This window comes from Geodermatophilus sp. SYSU D01176 (genome assembly GCF_054050015.1).
Genome location: NZ_JBJGYN010000022.1, coordinates 40,028 through 56,728 on the forward strand (window position 1 = coordinate 40,028; position 16,701 = coordinate 56,728).

The following is a 16,701-nucleotide window of genomic DNA, read 5'->3' on the forward strand; positions in this document are numbered from 1 at the left end:
TGTCCGCACGGCCGACGTCAGGCGCCCTCCCCGGACGGGCGCCCGGGCAGGGTCCCGCTGCCGTGTCCGGCCGGCGACCGGCGGGCGATGCGCAGCCGCTCCCCCGCCGTGAGGGCGGCGCGCCGTGCCCGGGAGGAGCCGGCGACGGCCGGCTCCACCGCGGGGCTGTCGACCGCGCCGAACTCGTCCAGCATCCGGTCGATGGTCGCGAGCAGGGTCGAGTTGAGCTCCCAGAGGCCGGAGTGGCTGCGCGGGTCGCCGATCAGCAGGTCCTGCATCAGCGCCCGGCCACTGCGGAGCGCCTCGAGCGCTCCGGCCAGCCGGTGCCGCTCGACCTCTCCGGCATCCCGGGCCTCGTCGACGAGCACCCGGCCGAACTCGCGGACCACGGTGCCCATGCGTTCGAGGAGGCTCGCGACGGTGCGCCGGACGACGTCGGCGTACCCGGCGTCCTCTTCGACCCCGGTGCGTTCCCGGGTGGCGTCGTCCATGGCCCGGAACAGGGTGCGCAGCGACACCGAGGCGTGCTCCAGGGCGTCCAGGCCCGTCCGCGTCCCCCTGCCGACCGGCGGGACCCGCAGCGCCCGGACGTTGAGCCGGCGGCTCTCCTCGGCATGGGCCAAGGCGCGGTCGACCCGCGGGGCGTGCCGGTTGAGCCGACGAGCGTCCTCCAGCCAGCGGGTCGACTGCTCCGCGGTCACGGGACCGGCGCGCAGGGCCGACGCCGCGTCGTGCAGGAGGCAGGCGATCTCGTCGGCGAACCGGCCCAGCGCCTGGGTCGCGTACCGGGTCTGCACCGCCGGCGGGAAGACCACGTTGACCAGCACGCCGACGGCCGCCCCGATGAGCGTCTCGACGACGCGGCCGGCGCCGACGCTCTCCGCGCCCGACGCGCCCAGCACGAGCATGGCGCTGATGGGGACCTCCACCAGGTGTGGACCCAGGCGGAGCAGCTGACCGGCCAGGATCGAGGCGGCGACCAGCGCCGCGAGGCTCCACCACGTGAGCCCGACGACGGCGGCGAACAGCACCGCCAGGGCCACCCCGGACACCACGCTCAGCACCCGCTGGAGGCCGTTGAGCAGAGTGCTGCTGAGCGTCGCCTGCACCACGAGCAGGGCGGTGAGCGCGGCGATCAGGGGTGGCGGGGTGTGGAGCCCCACGGCCCCTGCTGCGAGGAACGCCGCGACGGTCGCCCCCGTCATGCGGGCCGCGCGGAAGGCGGCCGAGCGGCCTCGCCCGCGGACCAGCAGGCCCAACGCGGCGGCGTGGCTCCTGACCCACTGTCGCCAGGCGGTCACCTGCTCATCTTCACCCGTCTGCGGGGTCCCGGCCGCCCGGCTCGCCGCGCGAGGTCGGCACCGGGCACGCGTCCGGGGGCTGGACCGTGACCGTCCCGGAGCCGGGCTGCGGCGCGGCGGGCCGGCAGGCCTGGATCCTGTCCACGCTGCGTGCCGTCGGCTTCCTGTCCGTCGCCGACCTGGCACGTCAGCTGCGGGTCTCGCAGATGACCATCCGGCGCGACCTGCACAGCCTGCAGGCGACCAGCCGGGTCCGGCTGGTGCACGGCGGGGCCAGCCTCGCCCCGCGCGAGCTGCGGCGGGCCGCCTTCCTCGAGGTGCAGTGCACCGAGGAGCAGGAGCGGGTCGCGCAGCACGCCGCCGGACTGGTCGGCTGCCGGGACACCGTCGCGATCGACGCGGGCCCGACCGGCCTGGCGATCGCCCGCGCCCTGTCGCCGTCCTTCGCCGGGTGCGTCATCACCCACTCGCTGCCGGCGCTGACGCTGCTCACCAGGGAGCGTGCCGGGCGGGTGGTCGCCCTGGGCGGCGAGTTCCTGCCGGCCCGCTCGGCCTTCGTGGGACCGACGACGGAGGCCGCGGTCGCCCAGCTTCGGGTGCGGACGTTCTTCGTGTCACCTGCCGCTGTCGACCCCCGTGGCCTCTACGCGCAGTCGCCGGCGGAGGCGAGCGTGCAGCGGAGCCTCATGGAGATCGCCGACGAGGTCGTCCTCGTCGTCACCCACGAGACGTTCGAGGCTCCCGCGCCGGCCCTCGTCGGGCCGTTGGACCGGGTGACGGCGATGGTCTGCGACCGCCGGCCACCCGCAGGACTCGACGCCGCGCTGGCACGGGCGGGGGTGGTGCACGGTGTCGCCGGCTGCTGAGCCGGGGCGCCCGGCGTGCACCCGTCGCCGGGTCCTTTTCCGTCGTCGTGCGCCCTGAACCAGGGATGTGCGGAATCGATCCACGAATGTGCGATCCCGAACACGAGCGCGACTTGCAACTGCCATTTCGCACGCCTAGCGTCCCCGTCCTGAGAGGGGCGGCAGCTAGGAGCCACTGCTCTGTCCACTCCACTCCACACCAGGCCTGTGAACAGCCTGTTCCCCGAGAAGAGGCGCCAATGTCGGCGATCCATTCCTCACACGGCGGCCACTCCGGCGGCAAGTCCACCGGAGAGAAGGCCTCGCCCGCGCACAACCGCTTCCTCGTCAAGCTGACGGTGATCTCCACCCTCGGAGGTCTGCTGTTCGGCTACGACACCGGGGTCATTTCCGGTGCACTCCTCTATATGGGGGAGGACCTCAACCTCACCCCGCTGTCCGAGGCCGTCGTCGTCAGTTCGCTGCTCTTCCCCGGTGCGGCGTTCGGTGCGCTGCTCGGCGGCAAGATGGCCGACGCCCTGGGCCGCCGGGGCGCACTCTTCGTCTGCGCCGGGCTCTTCCTCGTGGGTGCGCTGATCACCGCCGTCGCCCCGAACGTGCCGATCATGGTGGCCGGCCGGATCCTGCTGGGCTTCGGCGTCGGTGCCGCGGCGGCAGTGGTGCCGCTGTACCTGGCCGAGATGGCTCCGGTGCACAAGCGGGGCCGCATGGTGACGATCAACGAGCTGATGATCGTCACCGGGCAGTTCCTCGCCTTCGCGATGAACGCGCTCCTCGACGCCATCATCCAGGACCCGCACGTGTGGCGCTGGATGCTCGCGGTCGCCGCTATCCCCGCCATCGCCCTGTTCGTCGGCCTGTTCTTCCTCCCCGACTCCCCCCGCTGGCTGGCGGTCCGGGGCCGGCTGGACGAGACCCGGCAGGTCCTCAACAGGAGCCGGCCGCCGGGGGAGGCGGCCGAGGAGTACAACATCGTCGCGGAGCACGCCCGGCGTGACGTCAACGAGGACAAGGGTGCGGCGCTGCGGGACCTGCGGGCCTACCCGTGGATGCGCCGGGTCCTGTGGATCGGGTGCGGGCTGGCCACGGTGCAGCAGGCCACGGGCATCAACACCGTCAACTACTACGCGCCGACCATCCTGGAGTCCACCGGCCTGGGGGCCAGCGCCTCCCTGGTGCTGACCATCACCGTGGGCGTGGTCGCGATCATCGGGACCGTTATCGGCATCATCCTGCTCGGCTTCATCAACCGCAGGCCGCTGATCATCACCGGCTTCATCGGGGTGGCCGCCGGGCACGCCGTCCTGGCGCTGTGCTTCCTGCTACCCGAGTCGGGCCTCCGCAGCTACCTGATCCTCGCGGCGATGCTGCTGGTCGTCTTCTTCGTGCAGACGTTCATCGGCACGCTGGTGTGGCTGCTGCTGTCGGAGATCTTCCCGATGACGATCCGCGGCTTCGCGATGGGCATCGCGGTGTTCGTGCTGTGGACCGTGAACGCGGCGATCTCCTTCGCGTTCCCGCCGCTGGTGGCCGCGCTGGGGGCGAGCCTGACCTTCGGTCTGTTCGCGCTCATCAACACCGGGTCGATCTTCTTCGTGACGAAGTACGCGCCGGAGACCCGGGGTCGCACGCTCGAGGAGCTGGAGGACAACTTCCGCACGCACGACGCCGCCCACCTGGTGCACGAGGCACCAGCCGGCGTCCGCGGAGGCTGAGCACCTCGTCCACCGGCGCCCGCCACCCCCGGACTGCCCGGGGGTGGCGGGCGCCGTCGCGTGCGGCGGAGCCCGGCGCAGGCGTCGTCAGCGGTCGTGGTGGTCGGCGTGCACGTCCGGCCGGGAGCCGGTCCCCCGCATCCGCCACGCCGGGTGCGCGTGGTGGCCGCTGCAGCCGGTCGCGGTGCGGTTCCGGGCGACGTCAGGTGCACGGGATCGACGGCCACGGGCGGGGCGGGCCGGGTCGGCACCCGGCCGGAGCCGGCCGTCAGGAGCGCACCTGGGGGCCCGCCGGTCGCCGTCCCGCGCTGCGCCCGGCTGGTGCAGCCGGTCCGCGCCCGGGGCAGCAGCCCGTCGTCCGGCCCGGCCCCGGTGTCGCCGGCGCCGGGCAGCCGGGGGGTGGTCGAGGCCGGCGGCGTCCGGGGTGCCCGGTCAGCAGCACGGCACGGCCCTGGCCCCCGGCGAGGGGTGTCCGCCGCGCGGTCGGGCACGTTCCCCGAGCCCCTGACGGCGCAGCCGGCGGCGGATCGTCGAGTGGAGACCGGACGCACCGGCGGGGACTGCGGGACCGGGCGCCGGTGTCTCAGGCGGCCCGCCGCGGCGACGGAGTGCCGGCGCAGTGGTCCGTCTGCGCCGCTGGCCCGGGGGGCTGCACCGGACCCTGTCGTCCGGGCCGGGTGAGGCCGGCGGTACCGGCGTCGCGAACGTGGCGAGGCGGGGCAGCGGGCAGGGCTCACCCTGCAGGACGGCGGCCGGCCGCGCGCCGGGGACCGTCCTCACCCGGAGCCGCTGAAGGCGCCGGGGTCGGGACTCCGGGCTGCGCGGCACGTCGGGTACGTGTCACCGAGGAGGTCCGAACGGCGTGCGACCGGCGCCGGCGGAGACGTGTCTCGCCGGCGCCGGCCAGTCCGAGGGGTCGCTGCGACGGGGGACCGGGTGTCCGGCGACCCGAGGTGTTCGATCAGGCCCGGACCGCGTCGACCGGCGGGCGCCCCCTGGCCCCGCCGGGAGGGGTGGGGCCAGGGGGGTCTGTTTCCTCAGGCGTTCTGCGGGAAGCCCAGGTTCAGGCCGCCGTGGCTCGGGTCGAGCCAGCGGCTGGTGATGACCTTGCCCCGGGTGAAGAAGTGCACGCCCTCGGCGCCGTGGGCGTGCGTGTCGCCGAAGAGGCTGTTCTTCCACCCGCCGAAGGAGTAGTAGGCCATCGGCACCGGGATCGGCACGTTGATGCCGATCATCCCGACCTCGACCTCGTGCTGGAACCGCCGGGCGGCGCCGCCGTCGTTGGTGAAGATGGCGGTGCCGTTGCCGTACTCGTTGCGGTTGATCAGCTCGAGGGCGTGCTCGTAGGTGTCCACCCGCAGCACCGACAGCACCGGGCCGAAGATCTCGTCCCGGTAGACGCTCATGGTCGGCTCGACGTGGTCGACCAGGGTCGGGCCGAGCCAGAACCCGTTCTCGCCCCCGTCGGGGGTCACCTCGCGGCCGTCGACGACGAGCTTGGCGCCCTCCTTCTCGCCGGCCTCGACGTAGGACTCGACCCGGTCGCGGTGCCGCTTGCTGATCAGCGGCCCCATGTCGCAGCCCTTGCGACCATCGCCGGTGCGCAGCGTGTTCGTCCGCTCGGCGATCCGGGCGACCAGGTCGTCGCCCACCCCGCCGACGGCGACCACCGCGCTGATCGCCATGCAGCGCTCGCCGGCCGAGCCGAACCCGGAGTTCACCGCGGCGTCGGCGGCGAGGTCCAGGTCGGCGTCGGGCAGCACGACCATGTGGTTCTTCGCCCCGCCCAGGGCCTGCACCCGCTTGCCGGCCTTCGTGCCGGTCTCGTAGACGTACTGGGCGATCGCGGTGGACCCGACGAAGGACACCGACTGGATGTCGGGGTGCTCGAGCAGCCGGTCGACGGCGACCTTGTCGCCCTGGACGACGTTGAAGACGCCGTCGGGCAGCCCGGCCTCCTTCCACAGCTCGGCGATCCACAGCGACGCCGAGGGGTCCTGCTCGCTGGGCTTGAGGACGACGGTGTTGCCGGTGGCGATCGCGATGGGGAAGAACCACATCGGCACCATCACCGGGAAGTTGAACGGGCTGATGATCGCCACCGGCCCGAGCGGCTGGCGCACCGAGTGCACGTCGACGTTGGTCGAGGCGTTCTCGGTGAAGCCGCCGCGGACCAGCGAGGGCACGCCGCAGGCGTACTCCACGACCTCCTGGCCGCGGGAGACCTCGCCGAGCGCGTCGTCGAGGACCTTGCCGTGCTCGGCGGTGATGATCGCGGCCAGCTCGGGCTTGCGGGCGTTGAGCAGCTCGCGGAAGCGGAAGAGCACCGCGGTGCGCTTGGCCAGGGAGGTGTCGCGCCAGCCCGGGAAGGCGGCCGAGGCGGCGGCGACCGCTGCGTCGACCTCCTCGGTCGAGGCGAGCGGGACCTCGCCGATGACCTCGCCGGTCGCCGAGTCGGTCACGTCTCCGGTGCGGCCGCTGGCGCCCTCGCGCCGTTCGCCGCCGATCCAGTGCGGGATGGAGGTGGGCATGATGCCTCTCTCGGGAGTAGGTCCGCCGTCAGGGAGCGGTGTCGTCGGGGAGCGGGGTCTGCGGGAAGTTCGACCGGGACGTGTCGGCCTCAGGCCCGGAGGCGGGTCCGGAGGCGTCGGCGTCGGGGAGGGTCCCGGCGGGGAAGTGCTTGCCGACCAGCCGGCGGATCGCGTCGAGCATGCGGATGCCGGACTCGCGGGCCTGCTCGTCCCACCCGAAGACGCAGGTGGTGAGGACGCCGTCGAAGCCGATCCCCGCCAGCGCGGCGAAGGCCTCGTCGAAGTCGACGTCCCCCCGGCCGATCTCCATGTGCTGGTGGACGCGGGTGGTGTTGCCCGGCGGGTTGGTGATGTAGCGCAGCCCGTCGGAGGCCCGGTGGTCCATCGAGTCGGCCACGTGCACGTGGGTGAGCAGCTCGCCGGCGTTCGCGATGATCCCCGGCGCGTCGTCGCCCTGGTGGAAGGTGTGCGGCAGGCAGTACAGGAAGGAGAGGCACGGCGAGTCGATGCCGCGGATCATGTCGAGGGCCGGGAGGCCGAGCTCGATGAAGTCGTCCGGGTGCGGCTCCATCGCCAGCTTGATGCCCTCCCGCTCGAAGACGGGCAGCAGCTCCTCCATGGACCGCCAGAACATCGCCTCGGCGAGCTCCGGGGCCTCCGGCCGACCGCTGAACTCGGAGTTCATCGTGTCCACGCCGAGCTCGACGCAGATCTCGATGGCCCGCTTCCAGTAGCGGACGGCGGCCTGCCGCTCCACCTCGCCCGGCCCCGACCAGCGCATCACCGGCAGCAGCGAGGTGACGCCCACGCCGGCGTCGGCCAGCTTGGACTTGAAGGCGCGCACCGTGGCGGTGTCCACCCGCGGGTGCTTGAAGAACGGGATGAAGTCCTCGCGGGGGGAGAGCTCGATCCACTCGTAGCCCATCCCGGCCACGACGTCGGGCAGCTCCAGCAGCGGCGTCGTCCGCAGCATCTGCGGGTCCAGGGCGATCCTCATGACGGCGTGCCCTCCCGAGACTCCATCCGGACCTCGGTCCGCTGCCCGCTGCGCAGCGCCTCGACGCCGGCCGCGCACACGGCCTGGGCGGCGTAGCCGTCCCATGCCCCGGGACCGTCGACCTCGCCGCGGCGGGCGGCGTCCACCCACCGCTGCAGCTCGATGTCGTAGGCGCGGCCGAACCGCTGCCGGAAGTCCGGCGCGATGCCGGTCGACCGGGCAGCCCCCGACGGCCCGCCGGACGTGCGCACCAGGCCGGCGTCGAGGCCGATCATGGCGCTGCCGTCCTCGCCGACCACCTCGGTGCGCACCTCGTAGCCCACGCCGGTGCTGACGAAGCACTCGACGTCGACCATCCGGCCGCTCGTCGTCTCGAACAGCACCAGCAGCGGGTCGGACTGCCCCTGCACCGCGTGCCGGGTCGCCTTGGGCCGCAGCACGGTCACCGCGGCGATCTCCTCGTCGAGCAGGAACCGGGCGACGTCGACCTCGTGCACCACCGAGTCGTTGACCATCATCTCGCTGGTGAAGTGCGGCGGGACGGCGGCGTTGCGGTGCGCGCAGTGCACCAGCAGCGGCTCGCCGAGAGCGCCCGCGTCGAGCAGCGCCTTCAGCTCGGCGTACTCGGGGTCGAAGCGGCGCATGAAGCCGACCTGCACCAGCTGGCGGCCGGTGCGGGCGGTGTACTCGTCCTCGGCGCGCACCACGGCCAGCGAACTGGCCGCCTCCATGGTCAGCGGCTTCTCGCACAGCACCGGCTTGCCGCGCTCGATGCAGGCGAGCACCTGCTCCTCGTGGAACTGTCCGGGCGTGGCGATCAGGACGGCGTCGACGTCGTCGTCGGCGATCGCGGCCAGCGGGTCGCCGATCACCCGGCAGCCGGGCACGGTGGCGGCCACCTGCTCGGCCTTCTCGGCGAAGGCGTCGCTGACCACCACGACCCGGGCGCCGGAGATGCGGCTGTAGAGGCGGGCGACGTGGTCGGCGCCCATCATCCCGACGCCGAGGACGGCGACCCGCAGGTCGCGCGCGGGGACGTCGGCGAGGTCCGGGAGCGCCCCGGCACGGGTCTCGGCGGTGGTCACGCCCGGTCCTCCTCTGCACTGGCGGCCTTCGGGGTGCCGATCTGCAGCGACGGGAGCCGGCAGCCGGCGATGTGCCGGTGGGTGCGCTGGGCGATGGGGAACGGCTGGTCCGGCGGGCAGGGGTACATGTCCTGCTCGACGATGGCGAAGACGTCGAGCCCGTGCGCCTCGATCGCCTCGAACAGCGGCGGGTAGGCCGGGACCCCGGTCGGCGGCTCCACCATCGCGCCCATCCGCACCGCCTCGGGCCAGACGATGTCCTCCGCGAGGATCCGGTCGATGAGGACCGGGTCGACCTGCTTGAGGTGCAGGTAGCCGATCCGCTCGGGGTACTTGTTGATCAGTTCCAGGTTGTCGCCGCGGTAGTAGCTGACGTGCCCGGTGTCCAGGCACAGCGGCACGTACTGCGGGTCGGTGTCGGCGAGGAACCGCTCGATGTCGCGCTGCCAGCCGACGTGGCTCTCGGCGTGCGGGTGGTAGGCGATGGTGAGCCCGTACTCGTCCCGGATCGCGCGGGCCAGCCGGTCCACGCCCCGGGTCTTGGCCTGCCACTGGTCGGCGGTGAGCTCGCGGGACTCGATGTCCGCGCCGGTCTTCTGGTCGCGGAAGGTGTCGGGGATGACGACCACGTGGGTGCCGCCCATCGCCTGGGTCAGCGCGGCGACGTCCTTGACCTGGCCCCACACCGCGTCCCAGGAGTCCGGCCGGTGCAGGTGCTCGAACACGGTGCCGGCCGACACCTGCAGGCCCCGGGCGGCGAGCTCGTCGGACAGCTGCGCCGGGTCGGTGGGCAGGTAGCCGTAGGGACCCAGCTCGATCCACTCGAAGCCGCAGGCGCTGACCTCGTCGAGGAACCGCTGGTACGGCACCTGTTCCGGGTCGTCGGGGAACCAGACGCCCCACGAGTCGGGGGCGGACCCGACCCGGATCCGGGCCCGGCCCGGCTCGGGAGCGGCCTGGGCGGGGGCCGCGGGGTGCTGCGCGGTCATCTGTTCTCTCCTCCGTGGGGCGGGCGGGTCAGGACTGGGGGGCGTCGCGCTCGGGGACGGGGCGCTCGGGGACGGGGCGCTCGGGGACGGGGCGCTCGGGGACGGGGCGCTCGGACGGCGCGAGGTAGGCGGGCCGCTGCACGGCCTTCCAGCGCTCGTAGACCGCGCGGGCCTCCTGGGTGCTGGACAGCGTGGAGACCTCGCCGACCGGCACGTCCCACCAGGACTCGCTGGAGGGGGCGTCGATCAGCGGGTCGGTCTCGACGTGCACGACCGTCGTCCGGTCGCTGGCCTTGGCCTTGCGCAGCGCCGCCTCAAAGCTCGGCCCGTCCTGGGCGACCAGGACGTCGACGCCGAGGCTCGCGGCGTTGGCGGCGAGGTCCACCGGCAGCACGTCGCCGTCGAGCCGGCCGGACGCCGAGCGGTAGCGGTAGCGGGTGCCGAACCGCTGGGACCCCAGCTGCTCCGACAGTGCCCCGATGGAGGCGAAGCCGTGGTTCTGCACCAGGACGACGACGATCTTGACGCCCTCCTGGACGGCGGTGACCAGCTCGGTCGGCATCATCAGGTAGGACCCGTCGCCGATCATCACGAAGACGTCGCGGTCGGGGCTGGCCATCCGGATGCCGATGCCGCCGGGGATCTCGTAGCCCATGCACGAGTAGCCGTACTCGACGTGGTAGCCCTTGCGGTCGCGGACCCGCCACATCTTGTGCAGGTCGCCGGGCATGGAGCCCGCCGCGCAGACGACGACGTCCCGCGGGGCGGAGACCTCGTTGACGATGCCGATGACCTCGTTCTGGGTGAGCCGGCCGCCCTCGCCGGCGCTGGGCACCTCCGGGTGGTAGGCGGCCTCGACGGTGGCCTCCCACGCCGCGGCGAGCTCGGCGGTGCGGGCCCGGTAGCCGTCGTCGACCGACCAGCCGGCCAGCGCGTCGCTCAGCGCGGTCAGCGTCTCCCGGGCGTCGGCCTGCACGCCCACCCCGGCGTGCTTGACGGCGTCCATCGAGCCGATGTTGACGTTGACGAACCGCACGCCGGGGTCGTTGAAGGCGGTGTGCGAGGCGGTGGTGAAGTCCTGGTACCGGGTGCCGATCCCGATGACGACGTCGGCCTCGCGGGCCAGGGCGTTGGCCGCCGTCGTCCCGGTGGAGCCGATCGCGCCCACCGACTGCGGGTGGTCGTAGGGGAGCGCGCCCTTGCCGGCCTGGGTCTGCCCGACCGGGATGCCGGTGGCACGGACGAACGCGTCGAGGGCCTCGGTGGCCTGCGCGTAGATGACCCCGCCGCCGGCGACGAGCAGCGGCCGCCGGGCCGAGCGGATCACCTCGACCGCGCGCTGCAGGGCGGCCGGCTCGGGCAGTGGCCGGCCGACGTGCCAGGTGCGCTCGGCGAACAGCTCCACCGGCCAGTCGAACGCCTCGGCCTGCACGTCCTGCGGGAAGCAGAGGGTGACCGCGCCGGTCTCGGCCGGGTCGGTGAGCACCCGCATCGCGCCGAGCAGCGCGCCGGGCAGCTGCTCGGGCCGCCAGATGCGGTCGAAGTAGCGCGACACCGGCCGGAAGGCGTCGTTGACGGTGACGTCGCCGCTGTCGGGCCGCTCCAGCTCCTGCAGCAGCGGGCCGGCCGAGCGGGTCGCGAAGGTGTCAGCGGGCAGCAGCAGCACCGGCAGCCGGTTGATGGTGGCCAGCGCGGCGCCGGTCAGGAGGTTGGTCGAGCCGGGGCCGACGCTGGTGGAGACCGCCCAGGTCTGCAGCCGGTCCCTGGCCCGGGCGTAGGCGACGGCGGTGTGCACGACGGCCTGCTCGTTGCGGCCCAGCACGTAGGGCAGCGCGCCGGGGGTGTCGATCTCGGCCTGCAGCAGCGCCTGGCCGAGCCCGGCGACGTTGCCGTGCCCGAAGATGCCGAAGCAGCCGGCGAACAGCCGCTGCCGCTGCCCGTCGCGCTCGGTGTGCTGCTGGGCCAGGAAGCGGACGACGGCCTGGGACACGGTGAGCCGCACGGTCTCGGTCCGTGCCGGTGGGGGGTACTCGCTCACGGCAGGGGGGCTCCGTTCTCGTCGGTGCCGGCGGGGGAGTGCAGGGGGAGGCGGGGGTCGACCGGCTCGTCGGCCCAGGTGCCGCGGATCCAGGTGTGCGCGGGGTCGTCGACGATCCGCCAGGCGCGCTCGTCGCCGGGGCCGGCCATGACGTTCAGGTAGTAGAGGTCGTGGCCCGGTGCGGCGATCGACGGGCCGTGCCAGCCGTGGGGGATGAGGACCACGTCGCGGTCGCGCACCTCGGCCAGCACGTCGATGGGGCGGTCGGGGGTGCCGTAGACCCGCTGGTAGGCCAGGCCCGGCTGGCCCTCCGGCCCGGGGGCAATCTCGAAGTAGTAGATCTCCTCGAGCTCGCTCTCCACGTCACTGGTCTCGTCGTGCTTGTGCGGCGGGTAGGACGACCAGTTGCCGCCGGGGGTGAGGACCTCGCAGGCGATGACCGCGTCGGCCTCGAAGACCCCGGCCGTGGCGAAGTTGTTCACCTGGCGGCTGCACCGGCCCGCGCCGCGCAGCTCGACGGGCACGTCCGCGGCGGGGCCGTAGCGCACCGGCAGCCGCCGCCGTGCGCGGGCACCGCAGAGGGCGAAGCGCCCGCCGTCCCGGCTGGTCAGCGTCGCCGTGGCCCCGAGGGGGAGGTAGGCGAAGTCGGTGGGGCCGGCGAAGACGCCGCTGCGCCCGGCGAGGGTGAGCACCGCGTCGTCGCACTCGACGGTCAGTCCCCCCTCCAGCGGGACGACGACGACCTCGTCCGGACCGGTGTCGAACGTGTGCGCGGCCCCGGGTGCGAGCTCGAGCACCCGCAGGCTGGTGTGTCCCCAGCCGGCGGACTCGGGCGTCACCTCGAGGGCGTACGGCCCGGCGGCGGCGCTGCCGGCGGGCAGGTGCTGCGACTGGGTGGTCGCGGTCATTCGGCTGCTCCCTGGTGAGGATCTGGAACGGCCACCCTCGAGGGCCCGGCGCCGATCCTGCGAGACGTGGGGGGAAGGGTGGTCCTCAGTGGACGAGGGAGACCGCGGTGTCCACCGCGGCGGCGACGTCGTCGTCCGGCGGGTAGAGCAGGGTGCGGCCGACGACGAGGCCGCGCACCGCCGGCAGCGCGAGGGCGTCGCCCCACTGCGCATAGGTCTCCTCCGGCCGGCGGGAGGGGTCCCCGCCGAGCAGCAGCGTGGGCAGGGTGGTGGCGTCCATGACCCGCTCCATCTCGGCGACCACCGGGAGCTTCAGCCAGGTGTAGGCCGAGGTGGCGCCCAGGCCCTGGGTGATGTGCACGGACTTGATGACCGCGTCGGGGCTGAGGTCGTTGGTCACCCGGCCGTCGACCCGCCGGGACATGAACGGCTCCAGCATCGCCACGACGCCGGCCCGCGCGAGCTCGGTCACCGCGCGCCCGGAGGTCTCCAGCATCTGCACCGTGCCGGGGTCGTCGAGGTCGATCCGGTTGAGCATCTTGGCGGCGTCGAACCGCGCCTCGACGACCCCGGCGACGTCGTAGCCGGTCATCCGGTCGTCCAGCTCGAAGCTGGCGCCGGCCAGGCCGCCGCGGTTCATCGAGGCGACCACGACCTTGTCCTCGAGCGCGCCGAGCAGCAGCAGGTCCTCGGCGATGTCGGCGGTGGCCAGCAGGCCGTCCACGCCCGGGCGGGCCAGCGCGGTGCGCAGCCGGTCGAGCATGTCGGTGCGGCTGTTCATCGCCGCCGGCCGGCCCTGGGCGGCGAGCGCGCCGCGGGCCGGGTGGTCGGCGGCGACCAGCATCAGCCGGCCGTCCTCGGGGAGGAGGGCCGGCCGCCGGCGGCGTGCGGCCAGCGCCCGGCGGATGGCCTGCGGGTCACGGCTGCGCAGCTCGGTCACCTCGGCGTAAGTGCTGCACACCGGCCGGGAGCCGCGGGCGTCGGAGGCGGGGGCCTCGGTGGGGGACAGGACGGTGTCAGACACGGGAGCCCTCCAGGGACGCGGTGACGTGCTGCTCGATCTCGGCGGCGGTGGGCATGGCGGTGGAGCACTCCAGCCGGGAGGCGACGATCGCGCCGGCGGCGTTGGCGTTGCGCAGCAGCTGCTCCAGGGGGAGCCCGGTCAGCAGGCCGTGGCACAGGGAGCCGCCGAACGCGTCGCCGGCGCCGAGGCCGTTGACGACCTCCACCGGCGTGGGCGGGACGACGACCCGCTCGGTGCGCGTCTTGCCGAGGACACCGCGGGGACCCTGCTTCACGATCGCCAGCTCCACCCCAGCCTCGAGCAGCGCGTCGGCTGCCCGGTCCGGCTCGGTCTCCCCGACGGCGACCTCGCACTCCTCGCGGTTGCCCACGGCGACGGTCACGTGCGGGAGGGCCGCGCGCACCTGCGCCGTGGCCTCCTCCTGCGATGACCAGAACATCGGCCGGTAGTCCAGGTCGAGCACGGTGTGCCGGCGCCGTCCCCGGGCCTCCCAGGCCGCGTGGTGCGCCGACCGGCTGGGCTCCTCGGACAGCCCCGTGACCGTCGCCCAGAACAGCTCCGCGTCCCGGATCGCGGCCAGGTCCAGGTCCTCCGGCCGCAGCTGCAGGTCCGGGGCCGTCGGGCGGCGGTAGAAGTACAGCGGGAAGTCGTCCGGCGGGAAGATCTCGCAGAAGGTGACCGGCGTGGGGTGGGCCGGGTCGACCACCACGAGCCGGTCGTCGACGCCGAGGTCGCGCAGCGCGCGCCGGACGAACCGGCCGAACGGGTCGTCGCCGACCCCGGTCACCAGCGCGGTGGCGTGGCCGAGCCGCGCCGCGGCGACCGCCACGTTCGCCGCGCTGCCGCCGAGGAACTTGCCGAAACTCTCGACGTCCTCCAGACCGACGCCCACCTGCAAGGGGTAGACGTCCACCCCGCTGCGGCCCATCACCACCATCTCAAAGGTGTCTGTCACGGTGCTCCGTCCCCTCGCCCGTCGACGTCGGCCTGCCCCTGGGACTGTGCTCCCGGCCACACGGACGTGTCAAGACTTTGTCAGGACATAAAGGCAAAGAGAGCCCCGACGTCCGATCCCCCGCACAGGTGAGGACGACAGGACGTACTGAGGTGCGATCATGTGCAGGCGGAGCCGAGTTCCCGGCCGAGCCCGTGCGGCGCCCGCAGCCGAGGAGGTCCCTGTGCTGACGTTCGACATCGACCGCTCGAGCCCCACGCCGCTGTACTTCCAGCTGGCCCAGGCGATCGAGGGGGCGATCGCCGGTGGGGACCTGCCGGCCGGCTCCCGCCTGGAGAACGAGGTCCTGCTGGCCCAGCGCTACGGGCTGTCGCGGCCGACCGTGCGCCGCGCGGTGCAGGAGCTCGTGGACAAGGGGCTGCTGGTCCGCAAGCGCGGGGTCGGCACCCAGGTGATCCAGCCCCACGTGCGCCGGTCGGTCGAGCTCACCAGCCTGTACGACGACCTCGTGCGCTCCGGCGAGGCGCCGACCACCGAGGTCCTGTCGCTGGAGCGGGTGCCGGCGCCGGCCGACATCGCCGAGGAGCTCGACCTGGCCGAGGGGGACGACATCGTCGTCGTGCGCCGGCTGCGGCGCTCCCACGGGGAGCCGCTGGCGTTGCTGACCAACCACCTGCCGGGCCGGTTCGAGCCGACCGTCGAGGACCTCACCGAGCGCGGCCTGTACCAGTACCTGCGCGCACAGGGGGTGCACCTGCGGGTCGCCCACCAGCGGATCGGCGCGCGGCAGGCTCGCGCGGACGAGGCCCGGCTGCTGGAGGAGCCGCCGCGCTCGGCGCTCCTGACGATGCAGCGGACGGCGTTCGACGACCAGGGGGTGCCCGTGGAGCTGGGCCGGCACGTCTACCGCGCGTCCCGCTACGACTTCGAGACGACGCTCGTCGGCCGCTGACCGGCCCGGGGCGCCTGTCGGGGCCTCGGCATGACCTGCCTCTCAGCGCGGCCCGCGTGGCCCGTGGTGTCGGCCACATCTGCTCACTCCTGGTGGGGACACTCACAGTGTCCGGGCGAGATATGCCAAGCGATGCGGACGACCATGGGTGTCGAGACATCGACCGACACCCATGGAGACCGCCATGCAGGGCACCGCCTTCGCCATCGCCGCCACCACGCCCGACCTGGGGTGGACGGGTTCGCTGCGCCGCCGCCGGGCCGAGCGCCAGGCCCGCCGCGCCCTCGAGCGCGAGATCGCCGACTACGCCACCGCCAGCGACCGGGACGACCTCGCCGCCCTGATCGCCGGCCGCGGGGTCGCCGACAGCGAGGCCGCCGCCGCCCTCGTCCGCCAGGCGCGCCGCGACCTCTTCCGCGCCCACTGAGCAGCGGCCCCGTCCGGGGCTGACCCCGTCCGGGGGCTCGCCGCGGCCCCGTCCAGGGTCCCGCCGCGAGCCTGCGAGCGGTGGGGAGGGCGGGGTCCTCTCTCAGTCGAAGGGGTTCTCGCCAGCCTCGATCTGGACAGCGAACTCCCGCAACGCCGCCTCGTCGGGGGTCCCGCCGGCGTCCCGGATCGCGGCGTCCAGCGCGGCGAGGACCTCGTCCGCGGGCCGGCCGGCCAGGGCGTCGCCGATGGCGGCCAGCGTGGGAGCGACCCGCTCGCTCAGCAGGCTGGCCCGCCGGCGCACCGGCGGACGCAGCAGGTGCAGGAGCTCCGCCTGGAGTCCGTCCCTCGATCGACGTGCCACGTGGGGCCTCCTCGGCACACGGGGGAGCCCGCCGGCGGCCCAGTCCCGGCGCGGACCCGGCAGCGAGCCGCCGTCAGTGGACACCGGCTCGTCCCGCCCGGGCAACCCCGCCGGCTCCGGCGGCGCGGTGGACTCCGCGCGTTCGGAGCCCCGGCAGTGTGCCTGCCGGCACGCCGCCCCGCGCACAAGGCCAGGTCTGCGGCGCCTCTCGTCGTCCCGCCCATCCGCCCGCCCGGCTTCGGCCGGACCGGCACCACGTGGCCATCGAACCGTTATCCCCAACTAAAGGCGAGCTTGACAGGAGCGTCGGAGGCCCCGACGAAGGGGAGCGGTCAGGCCGGCACGCGGCGGGCGCACTCCGGGCAGGGTGCCACCGAGCCCAGGCCGCGCCGCCCGGCCCAGCTGCCCTGGACGACGGCCACCGGGGTCCCGCACACGGCGACCCACGGCGGCGGCCCGTCGGCGGCGTCCCGGGGAACGGCGTGCGCCAACTCGCTCTCCTGGTCGCGTCCGGCCGCGTGCGGAGGGCTCGTCATGGCCCACAGCATGG

The 16,701-nt window shown here is 74.0% G+C and carries 15 protein-coding genes; 4 read left to right on the top strand and 11 right to left on the bottom strand.

Going from position 1 to position 16,701, the window contains the following annotated elements:
* Window positions 1–17: 17 nt before the first annotated feature.
* A complete protein-coding gene (locus ACI78Z_RS13510; RefSeq protein WP_457037051.1) occupies window positions 18–1,301 on the bottom strand; it encodes an FUSC family protein in 1,284 nt (427 codons plus the stop codon).
* A gap of 86 nt (window positions 1,302–1,387) precedes the next feature.
* Between ACI78Z_RS13510 and ACI78Z_RS13515 the strand changes: the two genes are divergently transcribed.
* Complete coding sequence (locus ACI78Z_RS13515) at window positions 1,388–2,167, top strand: DeoR/GlpR family DNA-binding transcription regulator (RefSeq protein WP_457037052.1); 780 nt, start codon at window positions 1,388–1,390, stop codon at window positions 2,165–2,167.
* A 239-nt stretch (window positions 2,168–2,406) separates the two neighbouring features.
* Window positions 2,407–3,882, top strand: coding sequence for a sugar porter family MFS transporter (locus ACI78Z_RS13520; RefSeq protein WP_457037053.1), 1,476 nt, complete (start codon window positions 2,407–2,409; stop codon window positions 3,880–3,882).
* A 1,037-nt stretch (window positions 3,883–4,919) separates the two neighbouring features.
* Here ACI78Z_RS13520 and ACI78Z_RS13525 read toward each other — a convergent pair.
* The 8 genes from ACI78Z_RS13525 to iolC form a co-directional block, all read right to left on the bottom strand.
* The gene (locus tag ACI78Z_RS13525) at window positions 4,920–6,413 is read right to left on the bottom strand and encodes a CoA-acylating methylmalonate-semialdehyde dehydrogenase (protein WP_457037054.1); all 1,494 of its coding nucleotides are present in this window, start codon (window positions 6,411–6,413) and stop codon (window positions 4,920–4,922) included.
* 28 nt (window positions 6,414–6,441) lie between these two features.
* Window positions 6,442–7,410 carry a sugar phosphate isomerase/epimerase family protein gene (locus ACI78Z_RS13530; protein ID WP_457037055.1) on the bottom strand — a complete coding sequence of 323 codons (969 nt, stop codon included), beginning with the start codon at window positions 7,408–7,410 and terminating at the stop codon, window positions 6,442–6,444.
* Window positions 7,407–8,495, bottom strand: coding sequence for a Gfo/Idh/MocA family protein (locus tag ACI78Z_RS13535; protein WP_457037056.1), 1,089 nt, complete (start codon window positions 8,493–8,495; stop codon window positions 7,407–7,409). The genes ACI78Z_RS13530 and ACI78Z_RS13535 overlap by 4 nt, the downstream gene beginning before the upstream one ends.
* Window positions 8,492–9,484: a TIM barrel protein gene (locus ACI78Z_RS13540; RefSeq protein ID WP_457037057.1), complete on the bottom strand. Its 993-nt coding sequence runs from the start codon at window positions 9,482–9,484 to the stop codon at window positions 8,492–8,494. The genes ACI78Z_RS13535 and ACI78Z_RS13540 overlap by 4 nt, the downstream gene beginning before the upstream one ends.
* A 28-nt stretch (window positions 9,485–9,512) precedes the next feature.
* Window positions 9,513–11,522, bottom strand: a complete 2,010-nt coding sequence (gene iolD / locus ACI78Z_RS13545) for a 3D-(3,5/4)-trihydroxycyclohexane-1,2-dione acylhydrolase (decyclizing) (RefSeq protein WP_457037058.1) — start codon at window positions 11,520–11,522, stop codon at window positions 9,513–9,515.
* Complete coding sequence (gene iolB / locus ACI78Z_RS13550; protein ID WP_457037059.1) at window positions 11,519–12,430, bottom strand: 5-deoxy-glucuronate isomerase; 912 nt, start codon at window positions 12,428–12,430, stop codon at window positions 11,519–11,521. The genes iolD and iolB overlap by 4 nt, the downstream gene beginning before the upstream one ends.
* An 85-nt stretch (window positions 12,431–12,515) precedes the next feature.
* Complete coding sequence (locus ACI78Z_RS13555; RefSeq protein ID WP_457037060.1) at window positions 12,516–13,454, bottom strand: Cgl0159 family (beta/alpha)8-fold protein; 939 nt, start codon at window positions 13,452–13,454, stop codon at window positions 12,516–12,518.
* Window positions 13,447–14,409, bottom strand: a complete 963-nt coding sequence (gene iolC, locus ACI78Z_RS13560) for a 5-dehydro-2-deoxygluconokinase (protein ID WP_457037061.1) — start codon at window positions 14,407–14,409, stop codon at window positions 13,447–13,449. Before iolC ends, ACI78Z_RS13555 begins: the two co-directional genes overlap by 8 nt.
* Before the next feature lie 223 nt (window positions 14,410–14,632).
* Here iolC and ACI78Z_RS13565 point away from each other — a divergent pair, with 223 nt between their 5' ends.
* Window positions 14,633–15,361, top strand: a complete 729-nt coding sequence (locus ACI78Z_RS13565; protein WP_457037062.1) for a GntR family transcriptional regulator — start codon at window positions 14,633–14,635, stop codon at window positions 15,359–15,361.
* Between the two features lie 184 nt (window positions 15,362–15,545).
* Window positions 15,546–15,788, top strand: a complete 243-nt coding sequence (locus ACI78Z_RS13570) for a hypothetical protein (RefSeq protein ID WP_457037063.1) — start codon at window positions 15,546–15,548, stop codon at window positions 15,786–15,788.
* Between the two features lie 102 nt (window positions 15,789–15,890).
* Here ACI78Z_RS13570 and ACI78Z_RS13575 read toward each other — a convergent pair whose 3' ends face one another.
* Both ACI78Z_RS13575 and ACI78Z_RS13580 read right to left on the bottom strand, forming a co-directional pair.
* Window positions 15,891–16,151 carry a hypothetical protein gene (locus ACI78Z_RS13575; protein WP_457037064.1) on the bottom strand — a complete coding sequence of 87 codons (261 nt, stop codon included), beginning with the start codon at window positions 16,149–16,151 and terminating at the stop codon, window positions 15,891–15,893.
* Window positions 16,152–16,483: 332 nt separating this feature from the next.
* The gene (locus ACI78Z_RS13580; RefSeq protein ID WP_457037065.1) at window positions 16,484–16,687 is read right to left on the bottom strand and encodes a hypothetical protein; all 204 of its coding nucleotides are present in this window, start codon (window positions 16,685–16,687) and stop codon (window positions 16,484–16,486) included.
* Between the last annotated feature and the right edge of the window lie 14 nt (window positions 16,688–16,701).

Excerpts from the sequence above, each read along its gene's own strand:
- ACI78Z_RS13520 (WP_457037053.1), top strand. The coding sequence starts at position 2,407 with ATGTCGGCGATCCATTCCTCACACGGCGGCCACTCCGGCGGCAAGTCC.
- ACI78Z_RS13525 (WP_457037054.1), bottom strand. The coding sequence starts at position 6,413 with ATGCCCACCTCCATCCCGCACTGGATCGGCGGCGAACGGCGCGAGGGC.
- ACI78Z_RS13530 (WP_457037055.1), bottom strand. The coding sequence starts at position 7,410 with ATGAGGATCGCCCTGGACCCGCAGATGCTGCGGACGACGCCGCTGCTG.
- ACI78Z_RS13540 (WP_457037057.1), bottom strand. The coding sequence starts at position 9,484 with ATGACCGCGCAGCACCCCGCGGCCCCCGCCCAGGCCGCTCCCGAGCCG.
- iolB (WP_457037059.1), bottom strand. The coding sequence starts at position 12,430 with ATGACCGCGACCACCCAGTCGCAGCACCTGCCCGCCGGCAGCGCCGCC.
- ACI78Z_RS13570 (WP_457037063.1), top strand. The coding sequence starts at position 15,546 with ATGCAGGGCACCGCCTTCGCCATCGCCGCCACCACGCCCGACCTGGGG.
- ACI78Z_RS13580 (WP_457037065.1), bottom strand. The coding sequence starts at position 16,687 with ATGACGAGCCCTCCGCACGCGGCCGGACGCGACCAGGAGAGCGAGTTG.